Here is a 24,638-nt window from a genome sequence, read left to right on the forward strand (position 1 = left end):
TGCGCCGCTACTCCACGGCGAGTTCGCGCGGACGGTCCGAGATCGCCACCCGCGGAACGAGGAGCGACAGGAGCAGCGTCAGCACCGCCACGACGAAAACCGTCCAGAACGTGCCGTGCAGCGCGTGCTGCAGCCCGTGCCGGATGGCTTCGCCGCCGGCACCGAGGCTGCCGGGATCGTCGAGCAGGCGGCGGAGCTGGTCGGAATTCACCGCCGGGCCGCTCGACGGGTGCGCCAGCCGGTAGTTCAGCACGGCGCCCAGCACGGTGGCGCCGAGGGTCGAGCCGAGATTGCGCGAGAAGATGTTCGAGGCCGTCGCCGCCCCGCGCTGCGCCCAGGCGACGCTGTCCTGGATGATCACGATGGCGGCGGTGGACAGGAAGCCCATGCCGAGCCCCATCACCACGGAGCCGCAGGCCGCCACCACGGGGGATGTGTCCGGCCCGAGCGCCACGAAGGCGATCGCGCCGAGGGGCAGGAGGGTCGCGCCGACCAGCAGGATCGGGCGCAGGCCGAACCGCACGAAGCTGCGCGCCGCCGTGGTGGCGCCGATCGGCCAGCCGAGCACCATCAGGGTCAGCGTCAGGCCGGCGATGAGGGGCGATTGCCGCAGCACGCCCTGAACGTACATCGGCAGGAACGCCGTGAGCCCGATCACCGTCATGCCGGATAGCAGTGTCGCGGTGTTGGCCGTCGCGATGGGGCGCTGCATCCACAGGCGGATGTCGAGCATCGGATCCGGGGCGCGCCGCTCCTGGACGACGAACAGGATCGCGGCCACCACGAAGGCCAGCGCCGGCCACAGGGCGGCTTCGGCCGATTCACCGGCCTCGGTCAGCGCGAGCATCAGCGCCGCGATGGCCGCGGTGAACAGGGCCGCGCCGATCACGTCGATCTGGCGGCTGCGGCGCTCGACGCCCTCGTGGAGGAAGCGCAGGAACAGGCCGGCCGCGATCACGCCGATCGGCAGGTTGATCCAGAAGATCCACGGCCAGCTCAGATGGCCGATGATCAGGCCGCCGACCAGCGGCCCGGCCACCGACGAGATCCCCCAGACACTGGCGAGGAAGCCTTGGACCCGGCCGCGCTCGCGGGCCGAATACAGGTCGCCGACGATGGTCAGGCTCACCGGCTGGATCGCCCCGGCGCCGACGCCCTGCACGAGGCGGAACAGGATCAGCGAGGGCATCGACCACGCGAGCCCGCACAGCAGGGAGCCTGCGAGGAACACCGCGATGCCGAACAGCAGCACCGGCCGGCGCCCGTAGAGGTCCGACAGCTTGCCGAACACCACCGTGGTGGCCGTCTGGGTCAGCAGGAAGGAGGCGAACACCCAGGCGTAGAGGTGGAGGTCGCCGAGCTGTCCGGCGATCTGCGGCATCGCCGTCGAGACGATCGTCGCCTCGATGGCGATCATGAACATCGCCGCCATCACCGCGGCGAGGACCAGCGGGCGGCGCGTCTCGGAAGGCTTCGGCATGGCGCCGGTCTAGGCCCCACGAGCGTGCCGACCTAGCCTCGAAACCGGAGACCGGTTCTCTGGCCGCGAGAGCCGTGCGCGAGCGCACATACACCGGCACCTGGCCCCGCGGCGCATGCATGAGCATGGCGCCGCGATGCTCAGGGCGCATGCGGCCGGTCTGTTCAGGCCTCCGCGTCGGCGTCGAGGTCCCGCCCGCGCGTCTCCGGCAGCAAAAAGGCGGCAACAGTCCCGACGAGGCTGAACGCGGCGAGATAGTAGGCCGGCGCGAGCCGGTCGCCGGTCGTGGCGATCAACCAGTTCACCACGTAGTTGGTGCTGCCGCCGAACACCGAGACCGAGACCGCGTAGACGATCGACAGCCCGGCGCTGCGGACGGCCCGCGGCAGTGCCTCCGGAATGCCGACGATCACCGCGGCGGCGTTGATGGAAGACAGCGCCGAGAGCAGGAAGGTGACCGCGTAGACGCTGGCGGCGCTCGGCGCCTGCACGACCCAGGCGAAGGCCGGAACCGCCAGGATCAGGATCAGCGCACGCGGCCAGATCATCACCGGCCGCCGGCCGACCCGGTCGGCGAGCCAGCCGCCGAGCAGCGGGAAGATCACGGAGGCGAGCCCGAGCGCGATCGGCACCGCCGTGGCGGCCGTCTCGCTCAAGCCGAGCGTCGCGCCGGCGAAGACCGGCATGTTGGTGCCGACCGCGTTCGACACGGTGGAGGCGGCGATGACCAGGAAGGTCAGGCCCAGCAGCCGGCCATGCTCCCGCAGCAACCGGCCGACCACCGCCAGGGTCGAGGCGGCCGCGTCCGGATCCTCCTCGGCGCCGGCCGTCTCCGGCAGATGACTGCGGATGACGAGGCCGACCGGCACCACGCACAGGCCGAGGGCGAACATCAGCCGCCAGCCCCATTGCGCCATGGCCTGGTCGCCGAGGACGAACGCCAGGGCGGTCGCGAAGATCCCGGCGAACAGGGCCGCACAGCCCTGGCTGGCGATCTGCCAACTCGTCACGAAGCCGCGCTTCTCCGGCGGCGCCGCCTCCAGCAGGAAGGCGGTGGACGGGCCGACCTCGCCGCCGAGGGCGAGCCCCTGCACGAGCCGTCCGGCGATGACGATCACCTGTGCCCAGCCGCCGATCGTCGCGTAGGCGGGACAGGCGGCCAGCATCAGCATGCCGACCGCCATCAGCGCGATGGTGATCAGCATCGCGGGCTTGCGGCCGGCACGGTCCGCGAAGGCGCCGATCAGCACGCCGCCGATGGGCCGCATGACGTAGCCGATGCCGAACAGGGCCAGCGACGCCAGCAGGCTGTGGGTCGGATCGTTTGCCGGGAAGAAGGCCTCGCCGATCGGCTTGGCGAAGAAGGCGTAGACCGTGAAATCGTAGAATTCGAGAGCATTGCCCAGGACGACGGCCCCGACCGACTTGCGGTCGAGCGTAGGATGATGTGCGCCGGGATGCGGTGCGGTCCGGGCGTCCATCAGCGGGCCGACCCGTCGACCGGGTGCTTGGCGAGACCGCCGGTCACGGATTCTGCGCCATCCGCCAGGGCTTCGTCATGACCGGACAGCCGGAGCGCGGGCGCTTCCGTCCCCTCCGCGGAGGCGCGGGCTTTCGCGGCCGAGCCCTTGGCGGATGCGGCTCGGCCGAGCGCGCGGGCATCGAGATCGTTCGGGGGCGAATCCATTCGGGCGCAGCTCCGTATCGGTAGGCTGCGCCGCGATGTAGGGCGCGGATCGCGCGCGTCGTCGCTCTCAGTGACGCGTCGGATCCTCCGACGGCGGAAGCACGACGGCCTCGCTGAACGGGAATTCCAGCACGACCTCGCCGTCATCGTCCATGACCACGAGGCATGCGGTCATCAGCCGGGCCTGGTTCTGCGGATTGCGCAGGGCGGCGCGGATCGTCTCCTGGGCCATCTCCCACGCCGCGTCCGGATCGCGCAGCTCGGTCCCGGTCGGGTCGGAGACGACATCCGCGCCGATATGCGTATGGAAGAAGTACCGCGGCATGGCTTTTACCGGCTCGGAGGCGTCCGCCAGGGCGGAGCGATCCGCGATAGGTGGGGATCGCCGGTCCTTGGACCAAACCGCAGCGTAGGCCGCCCAGCCGCGCCCGTCCTCAGCCGTTCGCGGCGCGTCTGTCCGGTGCGGACGGGACCGGGCGGAGGGCCCGCACTTGGCCGGTGACGCCGGCCGCGCGGTGCTGCTTCTCCATGGCCATGAGCGGACGCAGTTCCGGCTCGGCGAAGTCGAGGAGCTTGGCGTTGCGCCAGCGCGGCTTACCGGAGCCGCGGCCGAACCAGCGGGGACGCTCTTCCTCGACCAGCAACACCAGTCGCCCCGTCCAGGTCTTTCGGAACCAGAAACGCCCCGTCAGAGACATCGCTCAATCCTTGCAGCAGAGCCGCCCCCGTCTTGGTGCCTCAATAGCGAACTCGGCGGTTCGCGTACGGTTAGAAGAAGCAGAAGGCCCGACGAAATCCCGCTATCCACAGCAGCCGGCGCAGCGGCACGGCGGGGAGCGCCTACCGTGCGAAGTGCCGGAGGGAGAGTGCCAGGACGACGAGCCAGACGCCCCCCGAAACGGCGAACACGAACCCGCGGAGGATCGCTGTTTCCAGCGCCGCGTGCGCCGAGCGCCGATCCGGTGTTCGTGACACGCCGCCCCTGCGCGAAGGATCGGGACGCGCTCCGACCGGCCGCTGCTCCGGCACGGCGAGCAGGCGCGTCAGGCTGTCCGGGAGCGGTCGCGGGTTTGTCTGCACGGCACCCGCGAACCTACAGGGCTCAGAGCCGGGGCGACAAGCCGTGCAGGGGCATCCCGGCTCGCCGCTCCCGGCGCCCGCTGCGATCCGATTTGTCGGCTTCCGGCCCCATGCTACAGCGCGCGTTCGGCGGGCTTGTCCGCCCGTCGGTCCGCGGATGTCACAGCCCCCTGTCTTGATCACCGGCGTCGCCGGCTTCATCGGGAACCAGCTCGCTTTGCGTCTCCTCGAGTCCGGCCGCCAGGTCGTCGGACTCGACAGCGTCAACGCCTATTACGACGTGCGGCTCAAGGAGGCCCGGCTTCGCCGTCTCGCGGGCTTCGAGGGCCACAGCTTCACGCGGCTCGACCTCGCGGACCGGGACGGCCTCGACGCGCTGTTCCGCCGGCACGACTTCCGGACGGTGATCCACCTCGCCGCCCAGGCGGGCGTGCGTCACTCGCTCACCGATCCCCATGCCTATGCGGCGAGCAACCTCGTCGGCTTCCTGAACATTCTGGAGGCCTGCCGCCACGGGGGTGTGGAGCATCTGCTCTACGCCTCATCGAGTTCCGTCTACGGCGGCGGCACGACCATGCCGTTCTCGGTGCATCAGAACGTCGACCATCCGCTCAGCCTCTACGCCGCGACCAAGAAGGCGAACGAGCTGATGGCGCACAGCTACAGCCATCTCTACGGGCTGCCGACCACCGGACTGCGGTTCTTCACCGTCTACGGTCCCTGGGGGCGGCCGGACATGGCCCTGTATCTGTTCACCCGCGCCATCCTGGCGGGCGAGCCGATCCGGGTCTTCAACGATGGGCGGATGCTCCGTGACTTCACCTACATCGACGACATCGTCGCGGGGATTCAGGCTCTGACGGAACGGCCGGCCACGCCAAACCCCGCCTGGAGCGCTGCCGAGCCGGATCCGGGGACCAGCGCCGCCCCCTACCGGATCTACAACATCGGCAACAACGAGCCGGTGGCGCTTCTGGAGATGATTGCACTCCTTGAGGCGGCCCTGGGCCGCAAGGCGGAGAAGATCCTGCTGCCTATGCAGCCGGGCGATGTTCCGGCGACCTACGCCGACATCGACGATCTCGTGCACGAGACCGGATTCCGCCCCGCCACGCCGTTGAAGACGGGCATCGGGCACTTCGTCGATTGGTATCGGACCTACCACGGCGTCTGAGACAGGCGCGGTGAGCGCGCGACCGGCCGCCGGCGGCCGGACGGGGCTTCCGGCCATCCGGGGAGCCAAACCGGCCGCACCGTGTTGAGGCAGGCGGCGCGCCGGGTCGGCCGCCGATCTGAACACGGGCGACGGCTTTGCCAGACTAGGCCGTTGCGCCCGCCGGGCAGATTCATTTAGAGCTATTCCAGGCAGGCAAGCTCTGCCCGCATCGCTGCCGCAACGGTGGCCAACAGGAGGAAATCCATGCGTTCACTCGTTTTCGGCGCCGTCCTTGCCGTTGTCATGCCGCTCGCGGCACAGGCCCAGGAGGCCGGGGATGCGGCCGCCGGCGAGAAGGCGTTCGCTCCCTGCAAGGCGTGCCACAATTTCCAGAAGAACGGCGTGGGCCCTGATCTGAAGGGTGTCGTCGGCCGCAAGGCGGGCACCTACGAGGGTTACAACTACTCCGCCGCCCTGAAGAACTCGGGCATCACCTGGGACGAGGCCAACCTGCACGAGTGGCTGAAGAACCCGAAGGCGAAGGTCCCGGGCACCAAGATGATCTTCCAGGGCTATCCCGACGACAAGAAGATCAACGACGTCATCGCCTACCTCAAGACGCAGTCCTGAGACGCGAATTCGCGCAAGCGAGAACCGGGAGCGACCGCGCGGTCGCTCCCGGGCCGGGTGCGGTCCCTAGTCGGACGCGAGACCTGCCTGAAGGCTCAACCTGAGGGTAACGAGATCGTGAAGGAGATCCTTGCGACCCTGGATGTCGAAGCCGGTCAGGCCGCCCGCCTCGTCGGGGATGCAGGCCAGTTCGTCGCGCAGGGCTAGGCCGGCCGGGGTGAGGAAGATGCTGACCTGACGCTCGTCGACCCGGTCGCGGGCACGGCGAACCCGGCCTGAGGCCTCGAGGCGCTTCAGGAGCGGCGTCAGCGTTCCTGAATCCAAGAACAGACGATTGCCGATCTCCTTCACCGAAAGGCCGTCCTGCTCCCAGAGCACCAGCAGGACGATGTATTGCGGATAGGTCAGCTCGTAGCGCCCGAGAAGGTTTCTGTAGGCGCGACCGAAGGCATGCGCGGCGGCGTAGACCGCGAAGCACAGCTGATTGTCGAGGCGCTGCCGCTCCTGCTGCGAAGGCTGATCGGCACGCGTGTGCCCCGCCTGATCCAGCTCAGCGCCGATCTGCGAGGCCGAAGGGCCTGACATAGGAAAACTCTCTCTGGTAAAGGCTGGCTCGCGTACCGGTATGGCGAAAGGCCCCTCTTAGGCATTTCGCATAACCTATACAATTGGGGCGATCGACCAGGATTGCCACGCGTTCTGTGCGGTGATCCTCAGCCATCCATCAACGGATGCAGATCGCGGACCATCGCCTTCAGGCGTTCATCGAGCACGTGCGTGTAGATCTGCGTTGTCGAGATGTCGGCATGACCGAGCAGCTCTTGGACGATGCGCAGGTCGGCCCCGTTCTGCAGGAGATGGCTGGCGAAGGCGTGACGGAGCACGTGGGGGCTGACGCGGTCCGGATGCAGGCCGGCCGCCGCGGCGAGCGTCTTCAGGTCGCGGGCGAAGGCCTGCCGGGTGAGATAGCCGCTGTCGCTGTCGGCGGGGAACAGCCACGCGGAGTCCTCCGGCACCGCCGGAAGATGGGCCGACATGGCGGCGCAGGCCGCCTCGGTCAGGGGGACCAAGCGCTCGCGGCCGCCCTTGCCCTTGATGAAGAGGTAGCGCTCGCGGCTCACGCCCGCTGCGCGCGGCAGCGCGACCAGCTCCGAGACGCGCAGGCCCGTGGCGTAGAGCAACTCGAGCAGGCACACCATCCGGCGTGCCCGGCGGGCCGGCCCCGGCGGCTGCTCGGCGGCGGCGGCCGCCTGCGCGGTGGCGAGCAACCGGTCGACTTCCGCGATGGAGAGCACCTTGGGCAGCGACCGTCCCCGGCGCGGTCCGGAGACCGCGACGCTGGGATCGCTCTCGGCGCCCCCCTCGGCGTACAGGAACTTGTGGAAACCGCGCACGCAGGACAGGCGCCGCGCCGCCGAGGAGGCCTTGAGGCCGCGGGTCTCGAGATCGATCAGGAAGGCCCGGAGCGTGCCGGAATCCACGGCGTCGAGCGCGGTCCCCGACCGGGCGAGGTAACCGAGATAATCCTCCAGATCGCGCCGGTAGGCGGTCAGGGTGTTGAGGCCGGCACCGCGCTCGGCGGCCAGCATGTCGAGATAGTCGGCGGCCTCGGGGCAGAGCGCCCGACCGGCATCGCCGGAGACGTCCGACCCGCTCAACGGTTGCCGGGCTGGAGCTTCGAGGCGGGGATGGAAACAGTCATCTCCCGCGGCGTCGGCTGGACGAAATTCGCCAAGGCGAACATCGCAGCGAAAACCAGACCCGCCAGGATCGCGAGGGTGGCGAAGAAACGGAATAGGGTCGGCACGTCGGTCGAACCTCGGGCAGACGGGCGCTGGCGGCGGGAAGGGGGACGGGCGAGGGCTGTCTCCGAGCCGCCGCGGGTGCTCGGGTTCGACCACGCGAACGCGGCGCTGACAAGGCCCACAACGACACAGCGATGCGTTTCGCAGCCCGCTTGAATCGCGCTAAGAGCCTGCCGCAGGATGGAGGCAGCCCGGCGACAGGCGCTCGGGGGCCGGTGAGGAGGCGGGGACGCCACACGGATGCGATGCAGGAGTCGATGCAGGAGGCCATAAGCGAGGAGGCGGCGGGTGAACCGATCGAGGCGCGTCTGCGCCGCGCGCTCGGCCTGCGCTCGATCGTGCTCGTCGGCCTCATGGGGGCGGGCAAGAGCACCGTCGGCCGGCGCCTGGCGAGTCGCCTCGGGCTGATCTTCAAGGATGCCGACATCGAGATCGAAGCGGCGGCCGGCCTGACGATCCCCGACATCTTCGCCATCTATGGCGAGCCGAGCTTCCGCGACGGCGAGGAGCGGGTGATCTCGCGGCTGCTCCGGGCCGGCCCGCTGGTCCTGGCGACCGGCGGCGGCGCCTACCTTCGCGAGGCGACGCGCGCCCGCATCGCCGAATCCGCGGTCTCGGTGTGGCTGAAGGCCGATCTGGACGTGCTGATGCGGCGCGTGCGCAAGCGCGGCAACCGTCCGCTGCTGCAGACCGAGGACCCGGAGGCGACGATGCGGGACCTGATGGCCGTGCGCCACCCGGTCTACGCCGCCGCCGACGTGATGGTCATCTCCCGGGAGGTGTCGCACGACCGGGTCGTCCAGGACGTGCTGGAAGCGCTGGACGCCCATCTCAGCGGCGAAGGCTCCGTCCCCGTTGCCGCCCAGTGAGACCCGAGCGAACCGCCCCATGACCGAGCCGACGCCCCGTCAGGACCTCCTGACCGTCCACGTGCCCCTCGACGCCGGCCGCGCCTACGACATCCTGATCGGCCGCGGGCTGATCGACACGGCCGGCGCCGCCGTGGCCGCGCTCGGGGGACGCCGTGCCGCCATCGTGACGGACGCCACCGTCGGCGCCCTCTATGCCGCGCGGCTTCGCACCAGCCTGGAGCGCGCCGGCCTTCAGGCGGGCGTGGTGACGGTGGCACCGGGCGAGGCGTCGAAGTCCTATGCGGGCTTTGCGGAAGTCTGCGACGGTCTGCTCGCCCTCAAGGTCGAGCGCGGCGACCTTGTCGTGGCCCTGGGCGGCGGCGTGGTCGGTGACCTCGCCGGCTTCGCGGCCGCCACCCTGCGGCGGGGCGTGCGCTTCGTGCAGGTGCCGACGAGCCTCCTTGCCCAGGTCGATTCCTCGGTGGGCGGCAAGACCGGCATCAATGCGCCGCTGGGCAAGAACCTGATCGGCGCCTTCCACCAGCCGCGTCTCGTCCTGGCCGATACGGCCGCCCTCGACACCCTCTCCGAGCGCGAGATGCGCGCCGGCTATGCCGAGGTCGCCAAGTACGGGCTGATCGCCGATCCGGGCTTCTTCGACTGGTGCGAGGCGAACTGGCGCGGGATCTTCTCCGGCGGCCCGGAGCGCGAGCAGGCGGTCGCCTCCTGCTGCCGGGCCAAGGCCGCGGTGGTCACCCGGGACGAGCGGGAGGACGGGGAGCGGGCGCTGCTCAATCTCGGCCACACCTTCGGCCACGCCCTGGAGCGCCTGACGGGCTACGATTCCGCCCGGCTGGTGCATGGCGAGGGCGTGGCGATCGGGATGGCGCTCGCCTTCCGCTTCTCGGCCCGGCTCGGGCTCTGCGGCGGGCAGGATGCCGGCCGCGTCGCCAACCATCTCGCCCTCGCCGGGCTGCCGACCCGTCTGCAGGCGGTCCCGGGCGGATGCGGCACCGTCGAGTCGATTCTCGACGCGATGACGCAGGACAAGAAAGTCCGCGACGGCGCGCTGACCTTTATCCTGGCCCGCGGGATCGGCCAGAGCTTCATCGCCCCGGGCATTGACCGGGCGGCGGTGGCGGCCTTCCTGGAAGACGAACTGGCGTCGCATCGAGACCTCTGAAGTGCTCGATAGTCGGCGGTGGCCTTGCCTAACGCAGGCCGTGCCGCTATGAGCCTGCCACGTCCGGCGCCGCACACCGCGTGCGTCGGTCACGGTTCCTCGGGACCAGGGCCGCAATAGCTCAGCTGGTAGAGCACCTCATTCGTAATGAGGGGGTCGGGGGTTCGAATCCCTCTTGCGGCACCACCACTTAGCCCTACGCTTGCTGACCGAATGACCGGCCCGGCGGACATGGCAGGCAGCATGGCGAACAACTCGACCATCTCCGAGCTGCGCTAGGCCGCCGTGGTTAGCGGCCTGGATATCGACGCCGCCGTCGATGCGGTGCCGGCCGAGCTCGCCACCGAATCGTATCCGCTCGCGAAGGCTGAGCGCCGATCTCGTCGAGCCCCTCCGTACGCACACCTGGGCGACCGAGGCGCTGATCGCCGACAAGCCGGCGCGCCTGGAGGCCAACAGCCCGGCCATCAGCCAGAAGCAGCGGACTGCGATCCCGGGGTGCTCCGCGAGGGCCGCTCCCGCCTCTCTTGATGCGAGCCCCACGGCGTCATGTGGCAAGGCTGCTTTCGACCCGCCTCGGTGACACGCGGGAGAATATCAAGGTTGCGCGGGCGGCAGTTGAATGGACGCCTCGCACCACAGCGCGACCGGCGGCCGCGTAGTCGCAATCTCGCGACCAGCTGGCATCGTCATGTCTTGAGCCAGCGCATCTCAATGACTGGATCTACTACTGCAGACCGCGGTGATCTCGTCGAATTCGCGGGGATAGTTATCGAAATTTATCTCTCTGAGCCGCAAGCGATCGGAAATTACATAACCAGCAGCAGATGGCCAGCCGGCAGCAATACGAGAATATGAGACGAATCAACTTAAAGTAGAAAATGCGGAGTTCAATCCTTCTCGAAAAGTCTACACTTAAAGAAAGTTTACTGATATTTTATTAGTTTATGAAAGAATTGGCATAGAAACGTCGATATTAAAAGCAGGTTAAGATGCTGTCTCTCCGTCCCAGCCATCACGCGAAATTGAATGCGCTCGACAGCTCTCACGCACTGATCGAATTCGATCTCGACGGAAAGGTCGTCACCGCCAACGCCAACTTCCTGTCGATCCTCGGCTACCGACTGGACGACATCAAGGGGCGGCATCACTCCATCTTCGTCGACCCGGTCGAGCGCGAGAGCGCAGCCTACAAGGCGTTCTGGGACGCTCTGCGCAGCGGTGTACATCAGACATCTGAGTACAAGCGCATCGGCAAGGGCGGCCGCGAAGTCTGGATTCAGGGGAGCTATACCCCACTCATCGGGCGCAACGGCAAACCCTACGGCGTCTTCAAATGTGCCACGGACATCACAGCGCAGAAATTGCGCAACGCCGATTTCGAGAGCAAGCTGAACGCCCTCGACCGCTCGCAAGGGATCATCGAATTCAACCTCGACGGGACGATCATCACAGCCAATGAGAACTTCCTCGCGGTGGTCGGCTACAGCCTCGACGAGGTGAAGGGCAAGCACCACGCGATGTTCGTCGATGCGGCAGACCGCGATACCGCGGCCTACCGGGCCTTCTGGGACCGGCTCCGGAGCGGCGAGTATCAGCAGGCGGAGTACAAGCGCATCGGCAAAGGCGGCCGCGAGGCCTGGATCCAGGCCACCTACAACCCGGTCCGCGACGCCGCGGGCCGCCTCGTGAAAGTGGTGAAGTTCGCCACCGACATCACCGAGGCCGTGGCCGAGCGGCTGCGACGGGCCGAAATCCACCGGGGCGTCGACCGCGACCTCGACGTCATCAGCGGCTCGATCTCTCATGCGTCGCAGCAGGCGGTGAGCGCGGCAAGCGCGGCCGCCCAGGCCTCAGGCAACACCCAGAGTGTCGCCGCCGGGTCCGAGGAGCTTGCCGCCTCGGTCAGCGAGATCAGCGCGCAGGTGAACCGCGCGCTGCAGGTCACGGGGCGGGCCGTCGAGCAGGCGGTCGCCACCTCGACAGTGGTCGCCGGCCTCGCCTCCGCCGCCCAGCGCATCGGCGAGGTGGTCGAGATGATCAACACGATCGCCGGGCAGACGAACCTGCTGGCGCTGAACGCGACGATCGAGGCCGCCCGGGCCGGCGAGGCCGGCAAGGGTTTCGCCGTGGTGGCCACCGAGGTGAAATCCCTGGCGGCACAGACCGCGAAGGCGACCGAGAGCATCAGCAGCCAGATCGCGCAGACGCAGGACGCTGCGAATCAGGCAGCCACCGCCATCGCGGGCATCGGGCAGACGATCGGAGAGGTCAACGAGATCTCCTCGGCCATCTCGACGGCCGTCGAGCAGCAGGCTGCGGTCGCCCAGGAGATGTCCATCAACATGCAGGCCATGACCCAGGCCGTAGGGGAGATCAGCCGCAATGTGAGCGTGATCGCCGCCTCGACCCAGGAGGTCGACTCCTCAACGCGGCTGGTGCGTGAGGCGTCACGGGCCATGGTAGCTTAACACCGCCCGTCGCTGCCGCTTCTGCCTCTGCGGTCGTCCGCTCCAGCGCGGGCCGCCGTAAGGCCGTCCGTCGCGGAGCGCGCGAGTCGGTTCGACCGCGGGACCGGGAGGCTCAAGACGGTGAGGCGCCGTCGACCCCTGGCGGCACCTCACGCTTCCGCACGATCCGGGCCCGGTCCCGCAGCGTGACCTCATGGGTCGGCCATTCGCGGCAGGCAGCCTCGAACGCGGCGAGCGCCATCGACAGCGGGTAGATGGTGGCGAGGTGCAGCGCGACGTTGCCGCCGGCGTCGCGCCAGACCTCGATCGTGTAGGGCACCCCAGGCGGCACCGGCGGGATCTGCTTCGCCGGCGGCGGCAGCGTGATCGCGGCGAGGCAGAGGCGCTCGTATTTCCGCGCGGGCGCAGCCCCGGGCCGGCGCTGGTAGCGGCACGACGCCGTCAGATGGCGGAGCAGATCCACCGTCGGGACGTCGGCGCCGTAGCGATCGATCAGGCTGGCCACGGTGTAGCGTCCCGAGCGCTTGCAGGGCGCGCAGTCGACGTAGACCCGACCAGGCTGGACGTTGCCCAGGCGCCCCATTCTGGTGCTCCTCCGCTTGCGAACGAACGCAGAACAAGCCTGAGGCGGGGGTAAGCTTCAAGGCGCCCGCGCCTCTGATCTTCGCAACCGGTGGACGAATGTGAATGGCGGCCGATTTCGTCTGTCTCCGCATCGGCTTATGAGAGAACCGCGCTCGGATGATATCGGCCCGCGCCCAGGCCATCGCCTGTCTCGGCCTGCGGACCGCCACGAAGAAGCAGCACGTGGCCGAGCATGTCGCCGACCGGCGGTCCGGCGGCCGGGGGCTCGGGGACTCTCACAGACCAGTGCGTCCGAGAACGATGCCGCCCCACGGTCGAAGGCAGCATCCAAGGAGGAGGCTCCATGAGGCCGGCTGCGAGCGATGAACGGCTCTCCCTCGACGCCGTGTCGGTCGAGGACCTGAACGCCGCCCTCCGCGTGGTCCGGCGGCTGCACCTGGAACTGCTGGGCTTCCTCATCCTGTTGCCGATCGTCGGCATCGGCCTGTCGTGACTCAGTACGGCCCTCGCACCACCCTATGGCCTCTCCATCTTCGGGCAAGGCCTCGTGACCTGGGGCCTGCTTCTGACGCTCGCCCTGCTGTTCGGGCTGTTCTGGTGGCGGGGACGACAGGTCGGGCTTCTCCTGCACGACCCGGCCATCCTGGCGTCGCCGGAGATGAGCCTGATGTCGGTGCCCGGCGTGTTGGCCGCGCGAGCGCAGGCCTTGGGCCTGGAATGGAGCGGGTTCTACGGGCCGCTCCGCCCGCGCCGGAAGTGAGTCCGCGTCTAGATCAGGCCGCCTGACGATCCCGCGGTCAGCGTCTGGCCAGCCCGGTTCACGAGCTTCGCGAAGGCCAGCGCGGCCGCCGAGGCCTGGGTCTCGGACGGAAAGGTGCGGTCCGATTCCAGGACCGTCATCTGCGTCGCGTCGAGCAACACCCAGGTCCAGAGGTGGCGGCCGGTGGCACGGATCTCGAAGTGCATGGCAGGCTCGTGGCGCAATGGGACATGCCCGCACCATGCGCCGCGAAAAGGCCTGACGCGTTAATGGCTTGGCCGGCGCAACAACCTGCGTCGGCTAACCACGCGGTTGCCCCCGACATCCTCGCAGATCACAGGCGGGATCAGCCGCGCCCCTTGGCCGCGAACTCCCAGACCGGCGGTCCCCAGGTCTGACCCGGCTTGGTCCGGTAGCCGGAGAAGCGGTCGAACACGACCCGGTCGGGCTCGACGCCGGTGACCCGGCTGTCGTTGACCATCAGGGCGCCGGCATATTCCACGCGCAGGAATCCGTGCTCCGGATGGACCCCGAACAGTTGCGGCGCGGTCCAGCCGAGCCGATGCGCCTCGGCGCCGAACTGGTCGAGGAAGGCCAGCGCGCTCGCCCGCATCGCCGCCCATTTCGCCGGCAGGAGATACCGGCACGGCGAGGCGTGCTCGGACAGGCGCTCGATCTGGTCGCGCCAGGACGCGACGGCGGGCGGGAGGTCGGACATGACGGCCGGGGTAGAGCCGAATGGTTGCTGAACCGCAAAGATTTTGGGCTTACGCTAACCAACCTGGGGGAGTTTGCAGTGCTCTATGATCTTATGCGCCAGAAGCACAAATTTCATCGTGTATGTCTCGATAATATTTAAGCTATTATTTAGATCTCTCAAATCTCCATTCAATATCTCCATCACGGGCTCGCCATTTATTTCGACATATCCCCTGAACGAAATCTGATGCTCTCCGGTTTCTTCCTTTCTATCGATTAGCATGCCATGAGCCATGAAGTGGCGAATCTTTTCGAACTGCAGAATGCCATCGACTGCAGCGTGAAGTTCTTGTCGAAATTGTTCGATCGGTCCGGGCAAATCTGCAATTGATTTCAACCTCTTGAGCTTCGTCTCAAGCTTATATGGAAGTTTTTTCGGAAGATGGTTGTATTCCTGCAGATATCTTGCCCTAAAATATAGATCCGCCAGCAAAAATTCGACCTGGGAGTATGCCGTAATGATGGCACCACGGAGCAGGTGAATGGTGCGGATGTCCGCTTCTTCTTGATCAGAAGCGCTCAACGTCAGATCATACTCTTCCATAGGGTCCCCATGCGTGGTCATAGCTCAGCATAGGACGGCGCTCGACGAAGGCATACTCAGGCTCTCAAAGCCAACCTGTCATCGGTGTGCTGTAAATTCGTGAGCCATCGCATCCGCTCGGCCCCGCCCCGATCTGCTCACGGGGCGGGGGAGCGTCCGATCTCACCAGCGATGAGCCGAGCCGATACGCAGCGCGGCTCAAGGCCAAGAGGCTGACACCCGAGATACAGCGCCGCCGGTGCATCGAAGCCGCGCGTGACGCTGGCGCCGGCGAGGATCAGACCGACTTCGATGCCGCCGTGGGACAGATCAGGACGCCGGGGAAGGCCAAGGGCCGAGCGAGCTCGCGGCGTCGTTGAGCCGGACTCCCGCGAAGGTGAGCGTCGCCGTGTAGACCACGGTTCCAGCGTCATCGCGGACCAGGATAACGAAGGCTTGGTTATCCCCGTCGCCCGGGATCGCGAACCGCGCGATCTCGGGCAGGCTTCGCATCGCGAGAGCGCGGGCCGCCTCAAAATTAGCGCAGTCGCTGCCTTCCTCGTCGCGATGGAAGCTTCGGTTGCTGATGTCGAAGAAGTACCGCGGCATGGGGCGCTCCACAGTAAAGGGGCGGGAGCACGCTCTACTCTCGGCCACTGACGCCCGAATCAGTCTGCCAGCGATAGGCGCACCTTTACACGGTTGTCCGTGGTCGGGTTTGATTTGGATCGTCGAACACCGCCGATCTATGATGGCCACACGGCATCATCGCTGACGAATCAGCCCGCACCGGCGGACCGGGCGGCCCTTTCGGGATCCGCGCCCTGGGACATGAAAAGCCGGATCCGCGGCGCGAAGCGGTCGTTGCCCTGCGCCTCGGCGCGATGTTGATCGCGTTCCGCGGCTGGAGCGCTGCCGTGAGGGCCTGCTCGATCTCGGCGATGCTCGGGATCGGCGCGGCGATACCGGCCCCGGGCGCGCGCCGCCCGTCCGGACGCCGCCGATGATGGATCCGGTGAGGCGCACAGCGCGTCGATCACGGCGCTGGCTACGATGCCCTCGGACGGTCTCCGGCGGAGACACCTGACGGTCCGATCGGTTCGTCCTGAACCGCCCGACGGCGCCAAGCCGTGAGCAGAGCGGCGAGGGCGTCGGGGTCCAAACCGTAGCTGTCCGGCAGCCCGGCTCCACGCCCGGTGAGCTGGCGGTTCAGGGCGACGAGGCGGCCCCCTCCGACGCGCGCATCGTCGAACACGACCATCCGCTGCATCGTGCCCTTCACGGTCACCGCTGTGAAGCCGCTGACGTCGTGCCAGGACATGCGCCGCGACCGGCCGGCCTGCACGATCGTTAAGCCCGTCCCGTCGAGATGCAGCGACGAACCCCGGATCGCCACGAGGATCAGGACCGGCAGGCCGCCCAGGAACAGCACGACACCCGGCCAGAGCAGCACCCGCATCGTCACCGACGGCGCCTCGTGCATCAGCATCCAGACCATGACCCCACCGAAGACGGCCGAGAGGGCGGCGAGGAACAGGATCTTCTTCACCGAGGCCCGTAGAACCACCGGACCGGGATAATGCGCGAGCACGGTCTCCGCCGAGCGGGTCTCCGATTCCAGCAACCCGGGCCGCATGTGCCAGACGGAGACCGCCGCACAGACCCCGAAGAACGCTGTCGTCGCGACGCCACCGTCCGCCCCCGTGACGATCATTCCGACGCCGCCGGCGACGAGAACGAGGCTGAGGCCGAGCAGCAGCGCGTGTCGAAAACGGGAACCGCTGGCTTGGTTCGACACGGACGACCTACCCCTGATGGGCGCGGCCGATCAGGTTCGTCCGCGTCCGGTTGCGCATGGTCACGCCAAGGCCAGCACGCCCGCGACCACCGCCACGCCGACCCCGAGCCACGCCACATAGTCGCCGATCAGGCCGCTGTGGAGCACCTCCAGCGCACGGGTCGGCGCCGATTGCGTCGCGCTCACCGGTCGGACCACCAGCGCCGGCAGGCGTCTCCGGAACAGCCCGTAGCCGGCACCCGCAAGCGCGGCGACCACGGATGCCCATGGCAACCAGCCTGGTCCCTCCGCCAGGGTCTCCACCGCCGGCCGGTGCAGGAAGGCCGACGCCGCCCGCGGAAGGGCGTGCTCGATCAGGCCCGCCGGCACACCGACGTCGAGGGCGAGCAGAACGCAGCAGGGCGCCAGCATCAGCCAGAGCGGCCGATTGGCCTTCTCGCGCTCGTCCTCGCTCGGTGCCCCGGCCTCGTCGCCGGGATCGGGCCCCAGGCCCAGGAAGATGCGTCCTGCCGCCCGGAGCACCGCCGCCCCCGTCAGGGCCGCGCCGATGGCGCCGGCCGCCAGCGCGATCCCGTGCCCCTGCTGTGCCAGCGCGCCCTGGACCAGGCGCGTGCCCTGATCGAGCACGCCGAGCGGGAGGCCGCAGAGCAGCAGCCCGGCCAGACCCATGGCGATCCCGGCGGGCCAGATCCCCCGTCCGAGCCCCCGCAGGGCGATCTCGTCGATGCTGGCCTGGGTCGCGAGCAGGATGCCGGCGATCATGAACAGGGCCCCCTTCACCAGCCCGTGGCCCACCACGTAGACCAGCATCCCGCCGGTCCCGTCCACCGAGAGGGCCCCGAGGCCGGTGAGCATGATCCCGGCATGCGAGATCGTCGAGAAAGCGAGCATCCGCTTCAGGTGGCGCTGCAGCAGGGCCATCCAGCCGCCCAACAGGGCGGTGAAGCTGCCCAGGCCGATGAGGAGCGCCGGCAGGGCGTGCCGAACCTGATCGGAGCCGCCGAACACGACGGCGCTCACCTTCGCGAGGCCGAACAGCCCGAGCGAGACCATCGCCCCCGAGAAGATCACCGAGACCGGGCTCGGCGCCACCGCGTGGGCGTCGGCGAGCCAGAACTGGAACGGCACGATCGCGCCCTTGATCATCAGGGCGGACGCCACGAGGCAGAAGGCCCCGGCCACCACCGGATCCCGGCCGCCTCGCGCCACGGCGGCCGCGATGCCCTCGAAATCGAGCGTGCCGGTCTGGGCGTAGATCAGCCCGATGCCCCCGAGCATCAAGAAGCCCGCGAGGCTGTTGACCACGGTGAAGTTAATGGCACCCGCCAGCGACGATTCCGCCAGATGGTAGGCCGTCAGCGCGAAGGCCGCGACGCTCATCACCTCGAACCACACGAACAGGTTGAACATATCGCGGGTGAAGCAGAACCCGACCATGGCGGCCAGGAACAGCAGCATCAGGATGTGGAAGTGGCCGTGGGTGCGATCGAAGAAGCCCCAGGCGAACACGAAGGTCAGGGCGTAGAGGAGGCCGATGAAGGCCGCGACCCAGCCGCTGGCCTCGTCCACCGAGAAGCCGATGCCGAGATGGACGCCGTCGCGCGGCTCCCAGCCGCCGAACCAGTAGACCAGAGGCCCGTCGGCGGCATGCACGGCGATGACGCCGCAGAGCACCGCGACGCTCAAGGCCGCCAGCGTCGCCAGGATGTCGGGGAGGCGGCCTGGCAGGAAATGGGCGGTCGCCAGCATCGCCGCGCAGATCACGAGCGGGATGGCGACCGGTAGCGGGAGGAGGGCGGCGGGAAAAGCGGTCACGAGGCTTTCCGCTCCCCATCGCCCACCCGGTTCGATCCCCGATCGCGCCCGGACTGGCCGCCCGCGCGCATCGGCCGGAGCTTCTCCGGGTCCAGGCTGCCGCCGCGCTTGTAGGCCTGGATCGTCAGGACGAGGAGAAGCGCGGTGAGCGTTGCGCCGACCACGATGTCGGTGAGCACCAGCGCCTGCATCACCGGGTCGACGGCGGGCGTTCCCGGCGGGTGGTCGTAGAAGATCGGCGCGATGCTGCCCCAGCGATAGCCGAGGCCGAGCAGGAGCACGTAGGTCGCCGATTGGCAGACGCCGAGGCAGCCCACGAGGTGGATGAAGTTGCGGCTCGTGGCGATGCCGTAGAGACCGATCCCGAACAGCCACGCGGCAACCGCATAGGGGAGAACACTCACGCGGATTCCTCCCCCGGTTCCTCGGGCTCGCGCGCCTCGCGGGTCTCCTCCATGAATTCCAGGAAGAGCTGCGTGAAGCCGCCCGTCACCGCCAGGGCGACGCCGAGGTTCTCGACGAGCATCAGGCCGCCCGAGAACAGGTCGCGGAAGGTGCCGAGCGGCAGGATGTTCTGCATGAAGGCGGCGCCGGTGAGCATCGGCGCCAGCCCGCACAGGGCGAAGAGCAGCGCCCCCCCGCCCTCCAGGGCGTCGAGCCAGTGGCTGCGGATGGCGTCGCGCCAGCCGGCATAGCCCTCGCCGAGATAGATCAGCAGGGTCCCGGAGGCGAGGATGACGCCGCCCTGGAAGCCGCCGCCCGGCGTCACGGTCGCGTGCAGCACGACGTAGAGGCCGAACAGCGCGGTGAGCGGGCCGGCGATCCGGCAGGCGAGCACGACGGCCTCCGAGCGCGGGATCACGGCGCGGCCGGGCCGGCGCATGGCGCGCGCGGTGTTGCCCTCGCCGCGCCGCCCGCGCAGCAGCACCACCGTGCCGGTGATCGCCGCGAGCAGCATGAACTCCTCGCCGAGGGTGTCGAGGCCGCGCAGGTCGAAGTTGATGGCGCTGACCATGTTGGCGACGTGCCGCGCCTCGGGGGCGACCGCGTTGATGCGTTCGCCATACTGCGCGATCGTCGATCCGAAGGGCGGCAAGCCGGCGATCACCGCCGCCGCGCCGGGGAGCAGGGCGAGGCCCGCGAGGGCCAGAAGGACGATCCGGGCGTTCGGGCTCACGAATCCTCCTCGGGCGGCTGGGTCTTCACCGCCATGAGCGCCACGAGGAAGAGGAGCGGGACGGCCGCAGTGCCGACCGCCAGCTCGGACAGGGCGACGTCGGGCGCCTGAAGGGCGTCGAACAGGATCGCCAGGACGAGCCCGTTGACCGCGATGGCGAAGACCTGCCGGGCGGGATCGCGCACGAGGACCACGGCAGTGCCCGAGATCGCGGCGAACAGGAACAGCAGCGGCAGGATCGCCGTCATGCCGAGCGGCCCTCGCGCATCAGCACGGCCCGGCCGGAGACGTGCGACAGCACCGCCGCCCAGGCGAGGAACACCACCATCATCACCAGGATCTTGAGCGAGCGCCCGGAGACGCCGTCGGCGAGGAACGCCGCCATGGTGACGAGGACTGAGGCCGCGACGTTGAGGAAGGCCAGCGCGTGCAGCCGGTCGAGGGCCCGCGGCAGGCGCCACAGGGCGAGCGCGGCGAGCCACGTCACCGCCACCGCGAGGACCAGCAGGACACCGATGACGACGCTCATATCCAGCGCTCCAGGAAGACGGCGAGCAGCATCGTGCCGGGCAGGTTGAGCAGAACCAGGGTGAGGGCGAGGTCGGTGATCGAAGCCTGGTCCGTGGCGAAGGCCATAAGCGTCAGGATCAGGACCGTGACGCTGCCGGCGAGCTGGTAGGCGGCGAAGCGCTGGCCGGGCCGGCCCCGCCACGCCAAAGCCGCCGCAACGGCGAGCGGCGGCAGCAGCGCCAGGATGGCGGCCGTCCAGACCGTCATCGCGCCTCCTCCAGGCCGTGCGTCACCACCGTTCCGTGATCGCGGTCGAGGGTGAGGACGTAGCTGTCGGGGGCGAGCGAGGCGGCGAGCAGTCCGACGGCCCGCGCGGCCGGCGCCGTCGCACCGTCGGGCGTCGCCCAGGCGAAGTCGGAGGCGCTCCGCTCGCGGGTCGTCCCGCCGCTGGCGCCGCCGCCGCGCAGGGCCCTCACCAGCTTGCCGCCCACCTGAACGGTCTCGCGGGGCAGGCCGCGCAGGGCCCGCCAGATCGGCCGCAGCGTCCCCCGGTCGAAGCGGAACCGCACGCCGCCGCGCCGGCCGACGCCCCACCACCACAGCGTCCCGAGGCTGGCGCAGACGAGGGCGGCGAGTCCCTCGTTCACGCTCACCGAGCCGGCAAAGACCATGTAAGTCAGTGCTAGGGCGACCCAGATCGCGAGGCCATCACGCCCCGAGCGCCTTCTGAGTCCGCTGATCGGTCCTGCCCGCATCGATCCTGACCGGAGCGCGCCCCGCGGAAGCGTGGCCATGCGCATGCCCGACCGAACGTCACGGCGGGCGCCCGCGTTCCCGGAACTTGAAGACACGCTTCCGTGTAGGGCGATCAGAGATGGGAGTGCGCATGAAGGCCGAGATCCTGAACATCCGCTTCCTCCACGAGGGCTGGAGCCGGTTCGGCATCGCGCAGGTGCGCCTCGCCGACGGCGCCGTGGTCGAGCGGGAAATCGAAGATCACGGCAACTCGGTGGGGATCCTGCCCTACGACCCGGAGCGGCGGGTCGCGACGCTCGTGCGCGAGTTGCGGGTCCCGCCGCTATTCGCGGCCGGCGAGCAGGTCCAGCTGGAAGCCCCGGCCGGCCTGATCGATGACGGCAGCCCGGAGGAGAATGCCCGCCGGGAGGCGATCGAGGAGGTGGGCCTGCGCCTGCACGCCCTGGAATTCGTCGGCGCCACCTATTCCTGCGCGAGCCTCACCACCGAGAAGATCCACCTGTACCTCGCGATCTACGGCTTGGCGGATCGGGCCGAGGCGGGCGGCGGGGCCGAAGGCGAGCACGAGAACATCCGGGTCGTCGAGATCCCGCTGGCCGAGCTCGCCGCCCGGGCCGACCGCGCCGAGATCACCGACCTGAAAACGCTCACCCTGATCCTGGCGCTCCGGGCACGCCATCCGGAGCTGTTCCACCGGTGAGGAACCGCCAGCGCGCATTCGCCCAGGGTCTGCTGACCGCGCTGGTGCTGGCCGGGGTCGCGTGGATCGCGTTCCACCTGCGCTGAAAACGACCTGCGTGAAGGACACTCATGCGGGCAGTAAGCTCCGAAGAGCCGTCGGCACGTCTTGATCGCCGGCCACGGCGGGCCCATCGTCCGCGCAAGACTCGGGAGGTCACCGGATGACGCGCGCCTGCATCGTGGGCTGGGCCCACACACCCTTCGGCAAGCTGGAGGAGCCGGATGTCGAAGGGCTGATCGCCCGGGTCTCGGGCGAGGCGCTGGCCCATGCCGGCGTCGAGGAATCCCAGGTCGACGGCATCTATGTGGGCTCGATGAACACCGGCTTCTCGAAGCAGGGCTTCGAGGGCGCGCTGGTGGCGGTGAATCGGCCCGGCCTCGCCCACGCCCCGGCGACCCATCTGGAGAACGCCTGCGCCACCGGGTCGGCGGCCCTCTACGCGGCCCTCGACTTCGTCGACAGCGGCCGCGGCCGCGTGGCCCTTGTGATCGGCGCCGAGAAGATGACGGCCAAGACCGTCGCCGAGACCGGCGACATCCTCCTGGGCGCCTCCTACCGGAAGGAGGAGGCCCACATCGAGGGCGGCTTCGCCGGCGTGTTCGGGCGGATCGCGGCGGGCTATTTCCAGCGCTACGGCGACCGCAGCGAGGAGCTGGCCCGGATCGCCGCCAAGAACCACCGCAACGGCGTCGGCAATCCCTACGCGCAGCTGCGCAAGGATCTCGGCTTCGACTTCTGCAACCGAGTCTCGGAGAAGAACCCCTACGTGGCCGCTCCCCTGCGGCGCACCGACTGCTCGCTGATCTCGGACGGCGCGGCGGCCCTGGTGGTGGCGGATGCCGAGACGGCGGAGGGTCTGGAGCGGGCGATCGGCTTCCGCGCCCGGGCCCACGTCAACGACATCCTGCCGCTGTCCCGCCGCGACCCGGCGGAGTTCAAGGGCGCGCGGATGGCCTGGGAGAAGGCCCGCGCGCAGGCCGGGATCGCCAACGAGGACCTCTCCTTCGTGGAGACCCACGATTGCTTCACCATCGCCGAGCTGATCGAGTACGAGGCGATGGGCCTCGCAGCCCCCGGCGAGGGCTACCGCGTGGTGCGCGAGGGCCTGGCCGAGAAGGGTGGGCGGCTGCCGATCAACCCGTCCGGCGGCCTGAAGGCCAAGGGCCATCCGGTCGGCGCCACCGGCGTGTCGATGCACGTGATGGCCTGCCTCCAGCTCATGGGCGAGGCCGGCGAGATGCAGGTGCCCGGTGCGGAACTCGCCGGGATCTTCAACATGGGCGGCGCGGCGGTCGCCAACTACGTGTCGATCCTGGAACGGCGGCGCTGAGCGGAGGCTCGGCGGTCCGGCGACGATCCAGAGGGGCGGGCTTCCTCTCTGGACCGGACGAGGATCGAACGCGAGAGGTCAGGTCCTTCGGGAGGTCTCGCCGTCGCCGTCTTCGCGACCGGAGCGCGGCAATCCAGCAGGGCGATGACGGCCAGCGCGCATTGCCGTGGTTCGCTGCGGTCGCGGCGGATGAGGAGAGGGGCCGCACGCCCTTCGGCAGCGAGCGTCCCGCTCAGCCGAGCCGGTCCAAGGCCTGCGTGAGATCGGCGATCAGGTCGGCCTCGTCCTCCAATCCGATGGAGAGGCGAACGGTTTCGGGCCCGACCTGCGCGGCGGCCTTCTCGTGTTCCGGCAGCTGCCGGTGGGTGGTCGAGGACGGGTGGATCGCCAGCGACTTGATCTCGCCGATGTTCACGAGGTGCGAGATCAGCTCCAGGGCGGCGATGAACGTCAGGGCCGCCCGCTCGCCGCCCTTCAGGGCGAAGGTAAAGATCGAGCCCGGCCCGTTCGGCGTGTAGCGCCGGGCGAGGTCCTCCCCGGGCTGTCCCGGCAGCATCGGATAGCTCACCCAATCCACCGCCGGATGGTCCTTGAGGAAGGCCGCGACCGCCCGCGCATTGGCGCAATGCCGCTCCATGCGCAACGGCAGGGTCTCGATGCCCATGAGCGTCAGGAACGCGTTCATCGGCGACAGGCCGGGCCCGAGGTCGCGCAGGCCGAAGAACCGGCAGGCGGCCGCGAACGGGGTTTCGGGGAAGGCCTTGGTCAGGACGAGGCCGTCATAGTCCGGCCAGGGCTCGGTGATCAGGTTGTAGCCGCCGGCCTTTTCCCAGTCGAAGCGGCCGGCGTCGCAGATCACGCCGCCGATGGTCTGGCCGGAGCCGCTCAGGAACTTCGAGGTCGAGTGCCAGACGATGTCGGCGCCGTGCTCGATCGGTCGGATCAGGGCCGGCGAGGCCAGGGTATTGTCCACGACGAGCGGGAGATTGTGGCGCCGCGCCACCGCGGCGATCCCATCGAGGTCCACCACCGACGCGCAGGGATTCACGATCGATTCGCAGAAGATGGCCCGGCAGTCCGGGGTGATGGCCGCCTCGAAATCCTCCGGGGCCATGCCGCGTGCGAAGCGGGGCTTCAGGTCGTAGCGCCCATCGAGGCGGCGCATCAGACCGAGTGACCCGCCGAACAGGCGCGGCGACGCGACATAGGCGTCGCCGCTCTTCATCAGCGTCATCAGGACCAGCTGCATGGCGGACTGTCCTGAAGACACCGCCACGCCGGCCTTCGCGCCCTCGAGATCGGCGATGCGACGTTCCAGCGCGGCGACGGTGGGGTTCGAGCCGCGGGAATACGAGAAGCCGGTCCGCCGGCCGGCGAAGATGTCCGCCGCCTGCTCGGTCGAGTCGAACACGAAGCCGTTGGTGAAGTAGATCGGCTGGACCCGCGCGCCCGTGGCGGGGTCCGGCGCCGCGCCGGCATGGATGGCCCGGGTCGCGAAACGGTGCGGTCGGTTCTGATCCGTCATGGCTCTCGGTCGGGT

General features: G+C 69.0%; 31 protein-coding genes and 1 tRNA gene. 10 read left to right on the top strand and 22 right to left on the bottom strand.

What is annotated here, in order from left to right; genetic code table 11:
* Positions 1-7: 7 nt before the first annotated feature.
* From ABIC70_RS14445 to ABIC70_RS14465, 5 genes are all read right to left on the bottom strand, one after another.
* Positions 8-1,480: an MDR family MFS transporter gene (locus ABIC70_RS14445; protein ID WP_043351996.1), complete on the bottom strand. Its 1,473-nt coding sequence runs from the start codon at positions 1,478-1,480 to the stop codon at positions 8-10.
* Between the two features lie 164 nt (positions 1,481-1,644).
* Positions 1,645-2,961, bottom strand: a complete 1,317-nt coding sequence (locus ABIC70_RS14450) for an MFS transporter (RefSeq protein ID WP_053609963.1) — start codon at positions 2,959-2,961, stop codon at positions 1,645-1,647.
* Entirely contained in the window at positions 2,961-3,167 is a 207-nt protein-coding gene (locus ABIC70_RS14455) for a hypothetical protein (protein WP_043351993.1), read from the bottom strand. Before ABIC70_RS14455 ends, ABIC70_RS14450 begins: the two co-directional genes overlap by 1 nt.
* Positions 3,168-3,234: 67 nt before the next feature.
* The gene (locus ABIC70_RS14460; protein WP_043351991.1) at positions 3,235-3,492 is read right to left on the bottom strand and encodes a DUF6894 family protein; all 258 of its coding nucleotides are present in this window, start codon (positions 3,490-3,492) and stop codon (positions 3,235-3,237) included.
* Positions 3,493-3,601: 109 nt separating this feature from the next.
* Positions 3,602-3,865 (bottom strand): hypothetical protein, encoded by a 264-nt coding sequence (locus ABIC70_RS14465; RefSeq protein ID WP_043351989.1) that lies wholly within the window; start codon positions 3,863-3,865, stop codon positions 3,602-3,604.
* A gap of 539 nt (positions 3,866-4,404) precedes the next feature.
* On the opposite strand from ABIC70_RS14465, the gene ABIC70_RS14470 reads away from it, so the two are divergent.
* Together ABIC70_RS14470 and ABIC70_RS14475 are read left to right on the top strand one after the other, a co-directional pair.
* Positions 4,405-5,421 (top strand): NAD-dependent epimerase, encoded by a 1,017-nt coding sequence (locus tag ABIC70_RS14470; protein ID WP_354439964.1) that lies wholly within the window; start codon positions 4,405-4,407, stop codon positions 5,419-5,421.
* Positions 5,422-5,667: 246 nt separating this feature from the next.
* On the top strand, positions 5,668-6,033 hold the full coding sequence (locus ABIC70_RS14475; protein ID WP_024831013.1) for a c-type cytochrome: 366 nt from the start codon (positions 5,668-5,670) through the stop codon (positions 6,031-6,033).
* Between the two features lie 66 nt (positions 6,034-6,099).
* On the opposite strand, the gene ABIC70_RS14480 is transcribed toward ABIC70_RS14475, so the two are convergent.
* The 3 genes from ABIC70_RS14480 to ABIC70_RS14490 form a co-directional block, all read right to left on the bottom strand.
* Positions 6,100-6,618, bottom strand: coding sequence for a MarR family winged helix-turn-helix transcriptional regulator (locus ABIC70_RS14480; RefSeq protein WP_043383865.1), 519 nt, complete (start codon positions 6,616-6,618; stop codon positions 6,100-6,102).
* A gap of 128 nt (positions 6,619-6,746) precedes the next feature.
* Entirely contained in the window at positions 6,747-7,691 is a 945-nt protein-coding gene (locus ABIC70_RS14485) for a site-specific tyrosine recombinase XerD (protein WP_043351984.1), read from the bottom strand.
* The gene (locus tag ABIC70_RS14490) at positions 7,688-7,840 is read right to left on the bottom strand and encodes a hypothetical protein (protein ID WP_043351982.1); all 153 of its coding nucleotides are present in this window, start codon (positions 7,838-7,840) and stop codon (positions 7,688-7,690) included. The genes ABIC70_RS14485 and ABIC70_RS14490 overlap by 4 nt, the downstream gene beginning before the upstream one ends.
* A 255-nt stretch (positions 7,841-8,095) precedes the next feature.
* On the opposite strand from ABIC70_RS14490, the gene ABIC70_RS14495 reads away from it, so the two are divergent.
* The 4 genes from ABIC70_RS14495 to ABIC70_RS14510 all read left to right on the top strand — a co-directional run bounded on the left by ABIC70_RS14495 (position 8,096) and on the right by ABIC70_RS14510 (position 12,343).
* Complete coding sequence (locus tag ABIC70_RS14495; protein ID WP_051044824.1) at positions 8,096-8,707, top strand: shikimate kinase; 612 nt, start codon at positions 8,096-8,098, stop codon at positions 8,705-8,707.
* A 19-nt stretch (positions 8,708-8,726) separates the two neighbouring features.
* Complete coding sequence (gene aroB, locus ABIC70_RS14500) at positions 8,727-9,872, top strand: 3-dehydroquinate synthase (protein WP_043755786.1); 1,146 nt, start codon at positions 8,727-8,729, stop codon at positions 9,870-9,872.
* 110 nt (positions 9,873-9,982) lie between these two features.
* A tRNA-Thr gene (locus tag ABIC70_RS14505) sits at positions 9,983-10,058 on the top strand.
* Between the two features lie 806 nt (positions 10,059-10,864).
* The gene (locus ABIC70_RS14510) at positions 10,865-12,343 is read left to right on the top strand and encodes a methyl-accepting chemotaxis protein (RefSeq protein WP_354439965.1); all 1,479 of its coding nucleotides are present in this window, start codon (positions 10,865-10,867) and stop codon (positions 12,341-12,343) included.
* Between the two features lie 112 nt (positions 12,344-12,455).
* Here the strand turns inward: ABIC70_RS14510 and ABIC70_RS14515 are convergent, their stop codons facing one another.
* Complete coding sequence (locus ABIC70_RS14515) at positions 12,456-12,926, bottom strand: hypothetical protein (RefSeq protein WP_043351975.1); 471 nt, start codon at positions 12,924-12,926, stop codon at positions 12,456-12,458.
* A gap of 345 nt (positions 12,927-13,271) precedes the next feature.
* Here ABIC70_RS14515 and ABIC70_RS14520 point away from each other — a divergent pair, with 345 nt between their 5' ends.
* Together ABIC70_RS14520 and ABIC70_RS14525 are read left to right on the top strand one after the other, a co-directional pair.
* On the top strand, positions 13,272-13,421 hold the full coding sequence (locus tag ABIC70_RS14520) for a hypothetical protein (RefSeq protein WP_354439966.1): 150 nt from the start codon (positions 13,272-13,274) through the stop codon (positions 13,419-13,421).
* A 54-nt stretch (positions 13,422-13,475) separates the two neighbouring features.
* Positions 13,476-13,688: a hypothetical protein gene (locus ABIC70_RS14525; protein ID WP_354439967.1), complete on the top strand. Its 213-nt coding sequence runs from the start codon at positions 13,476-13,478 to the stop codon at positions 13,686-13,688.
* A gap of 8 nt (positions 13,689-13,696) precedes the next feature.
* On the opposite strand, the gene ABIC70_RS14530 is transcribed toward ABIC70_RS14525, so the two are convergent.
* From ABIC70_RS14530 to ABIC70_RS14585, 12 genes are all read right to left on the bottom strand, one after another.
* Positions 13,697-13,894 (bottom strand): hypothetical protein, encoded by a 198-nt coding sequence (locus tag ABIC70_RS14530; protein WP_043351974.1) that lies wholly within the window; start codon positions 13,892-13,894, stop codon positions 13,697-13,699.
* Positions 13,895-14,034: 140 nt separating this feature from the next.
* The gene (locus ABIC70_RS14535) at positions 14,035-14,406 is read right to left on the bottom strand and encodes a hypothetical protein (RefSeq protein ID WP_043351972.1); all 372 of its coding nucleotides are present in this window, start codon (positions 14,404-14,406) and stop codon (positions 14,035-14,037) included.
* Positions 14,407-14,460: 54 nt separating this feature from the next.
* Positions 14,461-14,970 carry a hypothetical protein gene (locus tag ABIC70_RS14540; protein WP_354439968.1) on the bottom strand — a complete coding sequence of 170 codons (510 nt, stop codon included), beginning with the start codon at positions 14,968-14,970 and terminating at the stop codon, positions 14,461-14,463.
* A gap of 330 nt (positions 14,971-15,300) precedes the next feature.
* Entirely contained in the window at positions 15,301-15,579 is a 279-nt protein-coding gene (locus ABIC70_RS14545) for a DUF6894 family protein (protein WP_043351966.1), read from the bottom strand.
* Positions 15,580-16,018: 439 nt separating this feature from the next.
* The gene (locus ABIC70_RS14550) at positions 16,019-16,768 is read right to left on the bottom strand and encodes a hypothetical protein (RefSeq protein ID WP_354439969.1); all 750 of its coding nucleotides are present in this window, start codon (positions 16,766-16,768) and stop codon (positions 16,019-16,021) included.
* Positions 16,769-16,828: 60 nt separating this feature from the next.
* On the bottom strand, positions 16,829-18,583 hold the full coding sequence (locus tag ABIC70_RS14555) for a complex I subunit 5 family protein (RefSeq protein ID WP_043383845.1): 1,755 nt from the start codon (positions 18,581-18,583) through the stop codon (positions 16,829-16,831).
* A complete protein-coding gene (locus ABIC70_RS14560; protein WP_043351959.1) occupies positions 18,580-18,987 on the bottom strand; it encodes a sodium:proton antiporter in 408 nt (135 codons plus the stop codon). Before ABIC70_RS14560 ends, ABIC70_RS14555 begins: the two co-directional genes overlap by 4 nt.
* A complete protein-coding gene (locus tag ABIC70_RS14565; protein WP_053609956.1) occupies positions 18,984-19,760 on the bottom strand; it encodes an MnhB domain-containing protein in 777 nt (258 codons plus the stop codon). The genes ABIC70_RS14560 and ABIC70_RS14565 overlap by 4 nt, the downstream gene beginning before the upstream one ends.
* The gene (locus ABIC70_RS14570; protein WP_043383840.1) at positions 19,757-20,008 is read right to left on the bottom strand and encodes a Na(+)/H(+) antiporter subunit B; all 252 of its coding nucleotides are present in this window, start codon (positions 20,006-20,008) and stop codon (positions 19,757-19,759) included. Before ABIC70_RS14570 ends, ABIC70_RS14565 begins: the two co-directional genes overlap by 4 nt.
* The gene (locus ABIC70_RS14575; RefSeq protein WP_043755801.1) at positions 20,005-20,289 is read right to left on the bottom strand and encodes a monovalent cation/H(+) antiporter subunit G; all 285 of its coding nucleotides are present in this window, start codon (positions 20,287-20,289) and stop codon (positions 20,005-20,007) included. The genes ABIC70_RS14570 and ABIC70_RS14575 overlap by 4 nt, the downstream gene beginning before the upstream one ends.
* Complete coding sequence (locus ABIC70_RS14580; protein ID WP_043351953.1) at positions 20,286-20,537, bottom strand: monovalent cation/H+ antiporter complex subunit F; 252 nt, start codon at positions 20,535-20,537, stop codon at positions 20,286-20,288. Before ABIC70_RS14580 ends, ABIC70_RS14575 begins: the two co-directional genes overlap by 4 nt.
* On the bottom strand, positions 20,534-20,941 hold the full coding sequence (locus tag ABIC70_RS14585; RefSeq protein WP_354439970.1) for a hypothetical protein: 408 nt from the start codon (positions 20,939-20,941) through the stop codon (positions 20,534-20,536). Before ABIC70_RS14585 ends, ABIC70_RS14580 begins: the two co-directional genes overlap by 4 nt.
* A 215-nt stretch (positions 20,942-21,156) precedes the next feature.
* On the opposite strand from ABIC70_RS14585, the gene ABIC70_RS14590 reads away from it, so the two are divergent.
* Positions 21,157-21,726, top strand: a complete 570-nt coding sequence (locus tag ABIC70_RS14590; RefSeq protein WP_274929126.1) for an NUDIX domain-containing protein — start codon at positions 21,157-21,159, stop codon at positions 21,724-21,726.
* A 202-nt stretch (positions 21,727-21,928) separates the two neighbouring features.
* The gene (locus ABIC70_RS14595) at positions 21,929-23,098 is read left to right on the top strand and encodes an acetyl-CoA acetyltransferase (protein ID WP_354439971.1); all 1,170 of its coding nucleotides are present in this window, start codon (positions 21,929-21,931) and stop codon (positions 23,096-23,098) included.
* Between the two features lie 232 nt (positions 23,099-23,330).
* On the opposite strand, the gene ABIC70_RS14600 is transcribed toward ABIC70_RS14595, so the two are convergent.
* On the bottom strand, positions 23,331-24,623 hold the full coding sequence (locus tag ABIC70_RS14600) for an O-acetylhomoserine aminocarboxypropyltransferase/cysteine synthase family protein (protein WP_053609952.1): 1,293 nt from the start codon (positions 24,621-24,623) through the stop codon (positions 23,331-23,333).
* Between the last annotated feature and the right edge of the window lie 15 nt (positions 24,624-24,638).

Origin of the sequence: Methylobacterium sp. 1973 (genome assembly GCF_040545035.1) — a bacterium.
GTDB lineage: Bacteria > Pseudomonadota > Alphaproteobacteria > Rhizobiales > Beijerinckiaceae > Methylobacterium > Methylobacterium fujisawaense.

Bases quoted from the DNA above. Each gene is read 5' to 3' on its own strand.
- aroB (WP_043755786.1), top strand. From the start codon at position 8,727: ATGACCGAGCCGACGCCCCGTCAGGACCTCCTGACCGTCCACGTGCCC.
- ABIC70_RS14465 (WP_043351989.1), bottom strand. From the start codon at position 3,865: ATGTCTCTGACGGGGCGTTTCTGGTTCCGAAAGACCTGGACGGGGCGA.
- ABIC70_RS14455 (WP_043351993.1), bottom strand. From the start codon at position 3,167: ATGGATTCGCCCCCGAACGATCTCGATGCCCGCGCGCTCGGCCGAGCC.
- ABIC70_RS14530 (WP_043351974.1), bottom strand. From the start codon at position 13,894: ATGCACTTCGAGATCCGTGCCACCGGCCGCCACCTCTGGACCTGGGTG.
- ABIC70_RS14545 (WP_043351966.1), bottom strand. From the start codon at position 15,579: ATGCCGCGGTACTTCTTCGACATCAGCAACCGAAGCTTCCATCGCGAC.
- ABIC70_RS14580 (WP_043351953.1), bottom strand. From the start codon at position 20,537: ATGACGGTCTGGACGGCCGCCATCCTGGCGCTGCTGCCGCCGCTCGCC.
- ABIC70_RS14460 (WP_043351991.1), bottom strand. From the start codon at position 3,492: ATGCCGCGGTACTTCTTCCATACGCATATCGGCGCGGATGTCGTCTCC.
- ABIC70_RS14480 (WP_043383865.1), bottom strand. From the start codon at position 6,618: ATGTCAGGCCCTTCGGCCTCGCAGATCGGCGCTGAGCTGGATCAGGCG.
- ABIC70_RS14570 (WP_043383840.1), bottom strand. From the start codon at position 20,008: ATGACGGCGATCCTGCCGCTGCTGTTCCTGTTCGCCGCGATCTCGGGC.
- ABIC70_RS14470 (WP_354439964.1), top strand. From the start codon at position 4,405: ATGTCACAGCCCCCTGTCTTGATCACCGGCGTCGCCGGCTTCATCGGG.
- ABIC70_RS14495 (WP_051044824.1), top strand. From the start codon at position 8,096: ATGCAGGAGGCCATAAGCGAGGAGGCGGCGGGTGAACCGATCGAGGCG.
- ABIC70_RS14475 (WP_024831013.1), top strand. From the start codon at position 5,668: ATGCGTTCACTCGTTTTCGGCGCCGTCCTTGCCGTTGTCATGCCGCTC.
- ABIC70_RS14585 (WP_354439970.1), bottom strand. From the start codon at position 20,941: ATGGTCTTTGCCGGCTCGGTGAGCGTGAACGAGGGACTCGCCGCCCTC.
- ABIC70_RS14510 (WP_354439965.1), top strand. From the start codon at position 10,865: ATGCTGTCTCTCCGTCCCAGCCATCACGCGAAATTGAATGCGCTCGAC.
- ABIC70_RS14535 (WP_043351972.1), bottom strand. From the start codon at position 14,406: ATGTCCGACCTCCCGCCCGCCGTCGCGTCCTGGCGCGACCAGATCGAG.
- ABIC70_RS14515 (WP_043351975.1), bottom strand. From the start codon at position 12,926: ATGGGGCGCCTGGGCAACGTCCAGCCTGGTCGGGTCTACGTCGACTGC.
- ABIC70_RS14445 (WP_043351996.1), bottom strand. From the start codon at position 1,480: ATGCCGAAGCCTTCCGAGACGCGCCGCCCGCTGGTCCTCGCCGCGGTG.
- ABIC70_RS14575 (WP_043755801.1), bottom strand. From the start codon at position 20,289: ATGAGCGTCGTCATCGGTGTCCTGCTGGTCCTCGCGGTGGCGGTGACG.
- ABIC70_RS14520 (WP_354439966.1), top strand. From the start codon at position 13,272: ATGAGGCCGGCTGCGAGCGATGAACGGCTCTCCCTCGACGCCGTGTCG.
- ABIC70_RS14590 (WP_274929126.1), top strand. From the start codon at position 21,157: ATGAAGGCCGAGATCCTGAACATCCGCTTCCTCCACGAGGGCTGGAGC.
- ABIC70_RS14600 (WP_053609952.1), bottom strand. From the start codon at position 24,623: ATGACGGATCAGAACCGACCGCACCGTTTCGCGACCCGGGCCATCCAT.
- ABIC70_RS14595 (WP_354439971.1), top strand. From the start codon at position 21,929: ATGACGCGCGCCTGCATCGTGGGCTGGGCCCACACACCCTTCGGCAAG.
- ABIC70_RS14450 (WP_053609963.1), bottom strand. From the start codon at position 2,961: ATGGACGCCCGGACCGCACCGCATCCCGGCGCACATCATCCTACGCTC.